At 68.5% G+C, this 8,000-nt stretch carries 8 protein-coding genes; 5 read left to right on the top strand and 3 right to left on the bottom strand.

Annotated features, from left to right (window positions below; translation table 11 throughout):
• From VKN16_20270 to VKN16_20260, 3 genes are all read right to left on the bottom strand, one after another.
• Positions 1 to 677 (bottom strand): ABC transporter permease (locus tag VKN16_20270; protein HME96542.1); only part of this gene is annotated, 677 nt, incomplete at its 3' end.
• Positions 674 to 1,594, bottom strand: a complete 921-nt coding sequence (locus tag VKN16_20265) for an ABC transporter permease (protein HME96541.1) — start codon at positions 1,592 to 1,594, stop codon at positions 674 to 676. The genes VKN16_20265 and VKN16_20270, both read right to left, overlap by 4 nt.
• Before the next feature lie 89 nt (positions 1,595 to 1,683).
• Positions 1,684 to 3,222 carry an ABC transporter substrate-binding protein gene (locus VKN16_20260; protein HME96540.1) on the bottom strand — a complete coding sequence of 513 codons (1,539 nt, stop codon included), beginning with the start codon at positions 3,220 to 3,222 and terminating at the stop codon, positions 1,684 to 1,686.
• Between the two features lie 139 nt (positions 3,223 to 3,361).
• Between VKN16_20260 and VKN16_20255 the strand changes: the two genes are divergently transcribed.
• The 5 genes from VKN16_20255 to VKN16_20235 form a co-directional block, all read left to right on the top strand.
• Complete coding sequence (locus tag VKN16_20255) at positions 3,362 to 3,922, top strand: GNAT family N-acetyltransferase (GenBank protein ID HME96539.1); 561 nt, start codon at positions 3,362 to 3,364, stop codon at positions 3,920 to 3,922.
• Positions 3,923 to 3,935: 13 nt separating this feature from the next.
• Entirely contained in the window at positions 3,936 to 4,901 is a 966-nt protein-coding gene (locus VKN16_20250; protein HME96538.1) for an SDR family oxidoreductase, read from the top strand.
• Complete coding sequence (locus VKN16_20245; protein ID HME96537.1) at positions 4,898 to 6,397, top strand: ABC transporter substrate-binding protein; 1,500 nt, start codon at positions 4,898 to 4,900, stop codon at positions 6,395 to 6,397. Before VKN16_20250 ends, VKN16_20245 begins: the two co-directional genes overlap by 4 nt.
• Before the next feature lie 4 nt (positions 6,398 to 6,401).
• Positions 6,402 to 7,346 (top strand): ABC transporter permease, encoded by a 945-nt coding sequence (locus VKN16_20240; GenBank protein ID HME96536.1) that lies wholly within the window; start codon positions 6,402 to 6,404, stop codon positions 7,344 to 7,346.
• 79 nt (positions 7,347 to 7,425) lie between these two features.
• Positions 7,426 to 8,000, top strand: a 575-nt coding sequence (locus VKN16_20235) for an ABC transporter permease (GenBank protein HME96535.1), incomplete at its 3' end; no start/stop codon positions are given.

Raw genomic sequence — 8,000 nt, 5'->3', positions numbered from 1 at the left:
ACCACGATCGCGGAGGTGAGGTTCGGGAGGATCTGCCGGAAGATGATGCGCAGGTGGCTCATGCCGAGCGCGCGGCCGGCCAGCACGAACTCGCGCTCACGGATCGCCATGGCCTCCGCTCGCACCACGCGGGCGTAGATCGGCCATCCGGCGACGCCCAGCACGAAGATCATGTTGACCAGGCTCGGGCCGAGCACCGCGATGACGGCAAGGGCGAGCAGCACGAACGGGAAGGTCAGCATCACGTTGACCAGCGTCATGATCGACCAGTCGAGACTGCCCCCGAAGTAGCCCGCGGTCAGCCCCAGCAGCACCCCGATGCTGGCCGACATCAGGACCGAGCAGATTCCCACCATCAGCGAGACCCGGCCCCCGTAGATCATGCGGGAGAGCAGATCGCGCCCGACCTGGTCCGTGCCGAGCGGGTGAGCGGGGACGCCGCCGTCCATCCAGGCGGGAGGCCCGAGGCGGTGGCGGATGTTGACGGCGAGCGGATCGTGGGGGGCGATCCAGGGAGCGAACACCGCGCTGGCCACGATCAGGAGCAGGACGAAGCCGGCCGCGAGGCCCCAGCGGACCCGCCCGAGGCGCCGCAGGCTCGCGCGCTCCCGCGCGGCCGCCGGCGCCGTATCGCCGAGCGTGACCAGATCGATCTTCCCCTCGCTCAGCGAGGTCACGCGCCGGTCCGGATCCGCGGATCGATGAACGCGACGGCGAGATCCACGATGAGGTTCACCGAGACGATGACCAGCGCGAGCAGGATCACCGCGCACTGGACCACCGGGAAGTCCTGGTTGCGGATCGACTCCACCGTGAGGGTCGCCACCCCCGGCCACGCGAAGACGGTCTCGGTGATGATGGCGCCGCCCAGGAGCTGGCCGAACTGCAGCCCGATCACGGTGATGACCGGGATGCACGCGTTCCGGAACGCGTGCTTGATCACCACCCTCGATTCGGCCACGCCCTTGGCCCGCGCGGTCTTGATGAAGTCCATGTTCATGACCTCGATCACCCCGGAGCGAACCAGGCGCATGGTGATCGGCGCCAGTGTCGCCCCCAGGCAGAACGACGGCATGAGGAAGTTCTCCCAGGAGTCGTAGCCCGAGGCGGGCAGCAGCTTGAGCCGCACCGAGAACACGATGATCATCATGATGCCGAGCCAGAACAGGGGGGTGGCCTGGCCCGCCACCGCGACCGTCGTGCACAGGTTGTCCACCCACGAGTGTCGCTTGAGCGCCGCGAGGATCCCCAGTGGCAGTGAGATCAGAAGCGCGACGACCAGCCCCGCGAAGGTCAGATAGATCGTCGGGGGCATCCGCTCGAGCACCAGCCGGAAGGCGGGCGTGTCGGCGTACCAGGACTTGCCGAAGTTGCCCACGACCGCGTTCGACAGGAACTTCCAGTACTGGACGTAGAGCGGCCGGTCGAGCCCGAGGAGATGGCGGTAGCGCTCGAACTCCTCCTTGCCCGCGTTCTGCGGCAGCAGGAGTAGCACCGGGTCGCCGAGCACGTGCAGGATCGCGAAGGCGAGAATCGAGATGCCGAGGATCACCACCAGGAACTGCACGAGCTGGCGGGCGATGTAGCGTCGCATGACGGCGCGGGCCCGTCCCGGCCCCCCGCCTCGCACCCTCTCCCGTTGGGGAGAGGGCAGGGTGAGGGGCCCGGGACGGGGCGAGATCTCTACTTCTTCCGCGGCGTCACGATCCACATCCGGTCGACCTCGTCGCGGGGGGCGTCGTAGTCGACGCGGTTGCTGACGCCCCACACGCCGCGCAGCCCCCACTTGAAGAGATAGGCCGCGTCGTCGTGGATCATCCGCTGGGCCTTGGCGTAGATCTCGGCGCGCTTCTTGGTGTCCAGGGTCGAGCGGCCCTGGAACACGAGATCATCGAAGGCCTTGTTGCAGTAGTAGCTGTACGGCTGGCCGCACGTCATCACGTCGTAGAAGATCGCGTCCGCGTCGAAGATCGAGTAGTAGCCCCACGACCACTCGAACATCGGGTCGGGCTTGCTGTCCCGGACGAGGTTGGTGAACGGGCCGGTCTCCCCGATCATGCGCGCCTTGGTACGGATGCCGGCCTTGGCCAGGTCGGCCACGATGGCGTCGGAGGTCTGGATCAGCCCCGGCTCCACGATGGGCTGTCCGCGCATGAACCCCACCTCGAGCCCGTTCGGGTACCCGGCCTCGGCGAGCAGCTTCTTGGCCTGCGCCAGATCCTGCTTGTAGGGCTTGATACTCGGGTCGTAGCCGAAGGCCATCGGGTTCACGGTGGTGGCGGTGCGGTCGGCCAGGCCGTTGAGCACGTGCTTGATGATCCCGTCCATGTCGGTGGCGTAGTTCACCGCCTGCCGCACCCGCTTGTCCGTCATCGGGTTCGGACCCGACCGGCCGGCCTGGTCGAGCTGGATCATCGCGGTGCGCAGGATCGGCGACGTCACGGTCCGTGCCTGGCCCGACTTGTTGATCACGTCCATCTGGTCCGGCGGCACCGCCTTGATGATGTCCACCCCGCCCGACACCAGCTCCGCGATCTGGGTGGCCTGCTCGGGGATGATCCGGATACGGACGTACTTGAAGGCCGGCTTCGGGCCCCAGTAGTCGTCGTTGCGCTGGAGGAAGTGCTCCTGCTTCTTGTTCCAGCGCACGAGCTTGTAGGGCCCGGTGCCGATCGGGTTCTCCTGCATCCACTCGTGGCCCTTCTCCCGGATCACCTTCTCGGACTGCATGACCTGCGCGGTGAGCCGCTCGACGAACAGGGGATAGGGCCCGTCCGTCTTGAACCGCACCGTGAGGTCGTCCACCACCTCCACGCTCTTGATCTTGGCGTGGTTGCCGCGGGCGGTGAGCTTGTTCTCCGGATTCAGCACGCGCTCGAAGGTTGCCTTGACGTCCTTGGCTCCGAAGGGGGTGCCGTCGTGGAACTTCACGTTCGGCCGGAGCTTGACCTCCCACGTGGTGTCGTCGAGGTTCTTCCACGACAGCGCGAGGCTCGGACCGACCTTGCCGGTCTTGAGGTCACGCGCGGCCAGGTGGTCGAACACGTTGTAGCCGAGAATGATGCTCTCGCGAAGCACCGAGTTGGGGGGATCCCAGTTCTGCACGTCGCTCTGCAGCGCGTAGACGAGCGTGTCGTCCTTGGTCTGGGCCGCGGCCGGGGGGACGAGCCCCGCACCGAGGACGACGAGCATGGCGAGCCCGAAGGCGATGACACAACGCATGGATGCCTCCTTGCAAGGGATCGTGACGGCTAGCGCACGAAGGACGCCGGACATCTGGGTGCAGGAACAATAGCCGCGAGGCCGCAGCCAGTCAAGGTGTCCCGCGGTCGTGGCGGCTGTGCTAAAGGTTGGGGCGCGCATGATGACCACGCTCGAGACGCCGCGCCTGCGTCTGCGCCCGCTCGTCGCGAGTGACCTGCTCGACCTGATCCGCCTCGACAGCGATCCGGAGGTCATGCGCTACGTGGGAAGCCCGGCCGGCGTCCGCCCGCCCGCCGAGATCGAGGAGCGGGCGCGGACCCGCCTCCGCGAGGCCGAGGAGGGCGCGTCCGACCCGCTCGGCTTCTGGCGCGTGGAGGGCCGCGGCGACGGCGCCTTCCACGGCCTCGCCGCGCTCATCCGCATGCCCACCGGCCCGGACGTGGAGCTGGCCTACCGGCTGGCCCGGACCGCCTGGGGCCACGGAATCGCCACCGAGGCGGCGGCCGCCCTCGTGGCGCACGCGCTGGGCGCCCTGGGGCTGCCTCGGCTGGTGGCGGTGACCTATCCGGACAATCACGCCTCGCAGCGCGTGCTCGACAAGCTGGGCTTCGAGCGCCGCGGGCTCACCGAGTACAAGGGGGTGCGCGCGACCTACCACGTGCTGACGCGCGAGCGCTGGGCCCGCGACATTGACTTTGATCGGGCCAGCCCGCCATAATTGGCTGCTGTTCATGGCGCCTCCAGCACTCTTCCTGGTGACCGGTGGAGCGGGTTTCATCGGTTCCCACATCGTCGAGCGGCTCCTCACCGAGGGGCAGCGGGTGCGGGTGTTCGACAATTTCTCCACCGGCAGCCGCGCGAACCTCGAGTTCGCCCGCGGCCATCGCCGGCTCGAGATCGTCCGCGGCGACCTCACCAGCTTCAAGGCGGTCGAGAAGGCCATGCGCGGGGTGACCGCGGTGTTCCACCAGGCCGCGATGCGCTCGGTGCCGCGCTCGGTGGCCGATCCGCTGGGCGCCAACGCCTCGAACGTGACCGGCACCCTGCACGTCCTCCACGCGGCGGCCGCCCAGAAGCGCAAGCCGCGAGTGGTCTACGCCTCCTCTTCCTCGGTGTACGGCGACCGCCCCGACCTGCCCAAGCGCGAGGATCAGCCCAGCGCCCCCATCTCGCCCTACGCGGCCACCAAGGTGGCCGGCGAGCTGTACGGCTCGGTGTGGCACCGGCTGATGGGCGTCGAGACGGTGGGCCTGCGCTACTTCAACGTGTTCGGCCCGCGCCAGGATCCCAAGAGCGAATACGCGGCGGTGATCCCGCGCTTCATCCTGTGGGCCCAGCAGGGCCAGCCGCTGCAGGTGCACGGCGACGGCACGCAGTCGCGCGACTTCACCTACATCGACAACGTGGTCGCGGCCAACCTGCTCGCGGCGCGGGCCGACGCGGCGAAGGTCTCCGGTCGGGCCTACAACGTGGGCTGCGGCAGCCGCACGAGCCTGCTCGAGATCATCGCCAAGCTCGAGCGGATGCTCGGCAAGCCGATCAAGCGCAAGCACTCGCCGGGCCGCGCCGGCGACGTCCCACACACCCTGGCCGACGTGAGCGCGGGCAAGCGCGACCTCGGCTACGATCCGGTGGTCGACTTCGACGAGGGCCTGCGGCGCACCGTCGAGTTCTTCACGGGGAGGAAAGTCGGATGATGCGTTTGCTCCTGGCCGTCCTGATCGCCGCGTTCGCCGCGGCGCCCGCCGTCACGCTCGCCCAGGCCCCGAACGGCCTGGTGATCCAGGTGGCCACCGAGCCGCCCGGCCTCGATCTGACCTCCAACCCGTCGTCGGCGATCGCGGCGGTGGTCTTCGACAACGTGCAGGAGGGCCTGATCAAGATCGACCGTCACGGCAAGATGGTGCCGTGGCTGGCCGAGCGCTGGTACACGAGCGACAGCAAGAACTACACGTTCTTCCTCCGCAAGGGCGTGCGCTTCCACAACGGACGCGAGCTGAAGGCCTCCGACGTGAAGTTCGCGCTCGACCGGGCGGTGAACCCGGAGACCAAGCATCCCTACCGCGTGCAGTACGACGTCATCCAGGACGTCATCGTGAAGGACGACTACACGGTGACGGTGGCGCTCAAGCGGGTGGACGCGACGTTCCTCTACACGGTGGCCCGGCAGGGCTCGGTGATCTATCCGAGAGAAGCGGTGGACACGCTCAAGAGCCAGCCGATGGGCACGGGCCCCTTCACGGTGGCCGAGTGGGTGCGGGGCGACCGCATCGTGCTGACGAAGAACAAGGACTACTGGGTGAAGGGTCTGCCCAAGCTCGACCGGGTGGTGTACCGCTTCATCCCCGACCCGAACGCGGCCCTGGCCGCGCTCAAGGCCGGCGACATCGACGTCTCCGCCTTCGGCATCGGCCCGGAGAGCGTCGACGAGCTGAAGAAGGACGCGCGCTTCCAGGTCATCGTGGGCGACACCACCAACGACGTCACGCTGTCGATGAACAACAGCAAGAAGCCTTACTCGGACAAGCGGGTGCGGCTGGCCATCACCCACGCCATCAACAAGGAAGAGGTCCTGAAGGGGGCGATGTTCGGGTACGGCAAGGTCCTCGGCTCCAACGTGGATCCCACCAACCCCTACTACGTGGACGTCTCCAAGCGGGTGGGCTACGATCCGGTCAAGGCCAAGAAGCTCCTCGCGGATGCCGGCTACCCCAACGGCTTCGAGGCCGTCTTCAAGGTCGCGCCGCAGTACTACTACACGGTGCGCTCCGCCGAGGTGGTCAGCAGCCAGCTCGCCAAGGTGGGCATTCGCGCCAGCATCCAGCAGATCGAGTGGGGCCAGTGGCTGTCGCAGGTGTTCTGCCTGGCCCCGTGCACGAACCCCGACTACGACATGTCGATCATCGGCCACGCCGAGGCCTTCGACATCGGCAACTTCGCGAACCCGAAGTACTACTTCCGCTGGGACAGCCCCGAGTTCCAGAAGCTCTTCCGCGCCTCGGAGTCGGCGCCCGACGACAAGACGCGCCGCGAGCTCTACGTGAAGATGCAGGACATGCTCGCCGACGAGGCGCCGGCGGTCTGGCTCTACATGCACCCGCGGCTCGTGGTCACCAAGAAGGGCGTGACCGGCATCTGGAAGGACCTGCCGCTGCCGGTGCTCGACCTGTCCGAGGTGGCCTGGCAGAAGTAAGCGGTTGCATCGCTACGTCCTCCGGAGGGTGGCGGCGCTGGCCGCCACCCTCCTTTTCGTCTCGCTCCTGGTGTTCGTGGTCGTGCGGGTGCTCCCCGGCGACCCCGCCCTCATCATCCTCGGCCTCGAGGCCAACGCGGACTCGGTGGCACGCGTGCGGCGAGAGCTGGGCCTCGACCAGCCCATCACCGTGCAGTACGCCCACTGGGTGACCCGCGCCCTGTCCGGCGACCTCGGCCGCTCGATCCAGTACGACCTGCCGGTGGCCACGCTGATCCTCTCGCGCCTCACCGTGACCCTGCCGCTGACCCTGCTGGCCGCGGCCCTGATGATCGCGGCCGCGATCCCGCTGGGCGTGTACGCGGCCACCCACCACCGGCGCTGGGGCGACTACCTCACGATGGTCCTGTCCCAGCTGGGGGTGGCGGTGCCCGGCTTCTGGGCGGGCCTGCTGCTGATTCTCTTGTTCTCGGTGCAGCTCGGCTGGGTGCAGGCCGGCGGCTTCGACGGCTGGGGGCAGGGGTTCTGGCGAGGGGTGCGCTCGCTGCTGCTGCCCGCGGTGGCCCTCGGCCTGTTCCAGTTCGCGGTGCTGGCCCGGACCACCCGCTCCGCGCTGCTCGAGGTGCTGCGCGAGGAATACGTGAAGACCGCGCGCGCCAAGGGCGTGGCGGAGCGGGGCGTGCTCTTCCGCCACGCGCTGCGCAACGCGCTGATCCCGATCGTCACGGTGGCCGGCGTCCAGCTCGGCCAGCTGCTGGCCGGCAGCATCATCCTGGAGTCGGTGTTCTATCTGCCGGGCCTGGGCCGCCTCACCCTGGCCGCGATCAGCGCGCGCGACCTGCCGGTGGTGCAGGGCGTGGTGCTCTTCGTGGCCTCCATGATCGTCACGGTCAACGCGGCGGTGGACATTCTCTACGGCATCCTCGACCCGCGCATCCGCTATGGCTGAGCCCATGGTCTCCCTCTCCCCGCCGGGGAGAGGGCAGGGTGACGGACGAAGGTCCCGCCGCTCCCGCGCCTTCCGCCACGTGACGTTCGTGATCGGCCTCGCCATCACCCTCGGGCTGGTGGTGACCGCGGCGGTGAGCCTCTTCTACACGCCACGCGACCCGCTCGAGATGTCCATCGCGGGGCGGCTGCAGGGCCCGACGCCGGCGCACCCGCTCGGGACCGATCAGTTCGGACGCGACCTGCTGTCGCGGGTCATGCAAGGGGCCATCACCTCGATCCTGGTCGGGGTCATCGCGGTCGGCATCGGCATGGCGGTCGGCGTGCTCTTCGGCATCCTGTCCGGCTACTTCGGCGGCTGGCTCGACGAGGGCTTCATGCGCCTGGTGGACGCCGTGCAGGGCTTCCCGGCGATCCTCTCGGCCCTGCTCCTGGCCGCGGTGTTCAAGCCCACCCTGACCATCTCGATGGTGGCCATCGGCATCGCCTTTCTCCCGGTCTTCGCCCGTCTCACGCGGGCCAGCTTCCTCGAGTTCCGCGACCGCGACTTCGTGGTGGCGGCCCGGGCCCTCGGGGCCGGAGATGGCGCGCTCATCGGCCGGCACATCCTGCCCAACACGCTGCCGCCTTTGATCGTCCAGGCCACGATCAGCTT

This window comes from Candidatus Methylomirabilota bacterium, from assembly GCA_035315345.1.
Classification (GTDB): domain Bacteria; phylum Methylomirabilota; class Methylomirabilia; order Rokubacteriales; family CSP1-6; genus CAMLFJ01.
This window is presented reverse-complemented; position numbering and strand designations above follow the sequence as displayed.

Excerpts from the sequence above, each read along its gene's own strand:
- VKN16_20245 (HME96537.1), top strand. The coding sequence starts at position 4,898 with ATGATGCGTTTGCTCCTGGCCGTCCTGATCGCCGCGTTCGCCGCGGCG.
- VKN16_20255 (HME96539.1), top strand. The coding sequence starts at position 3,362 with ATGATGACCACGCTCGAGACGCCGCGCCTGCGTCTGCGCCCGCTCGTC.
- VKN16_20260 (HME96540.1), bottom strand. The coding sequence starts at position 3,222 with ATGCGTTGTGTCATCGCCTTCGGGCTCGCCATGCTCGTCGTCCTCGGT.
- VKN16_20250 (HME96538.1), top strand. The coding sequence starts at position 3,936 with ATGGCGCCTCCAGCACTCTTCCTGGTGACCGGTGGAGCGGGTTTCATC.
- VKN16_20265 (HME96541.1), bottom strand. The coding sequence starts at position 1,594 with ATGCGACGCTACATCGCCCGCCAGCTCGTGCAGTTCCTGGTGGTGATC.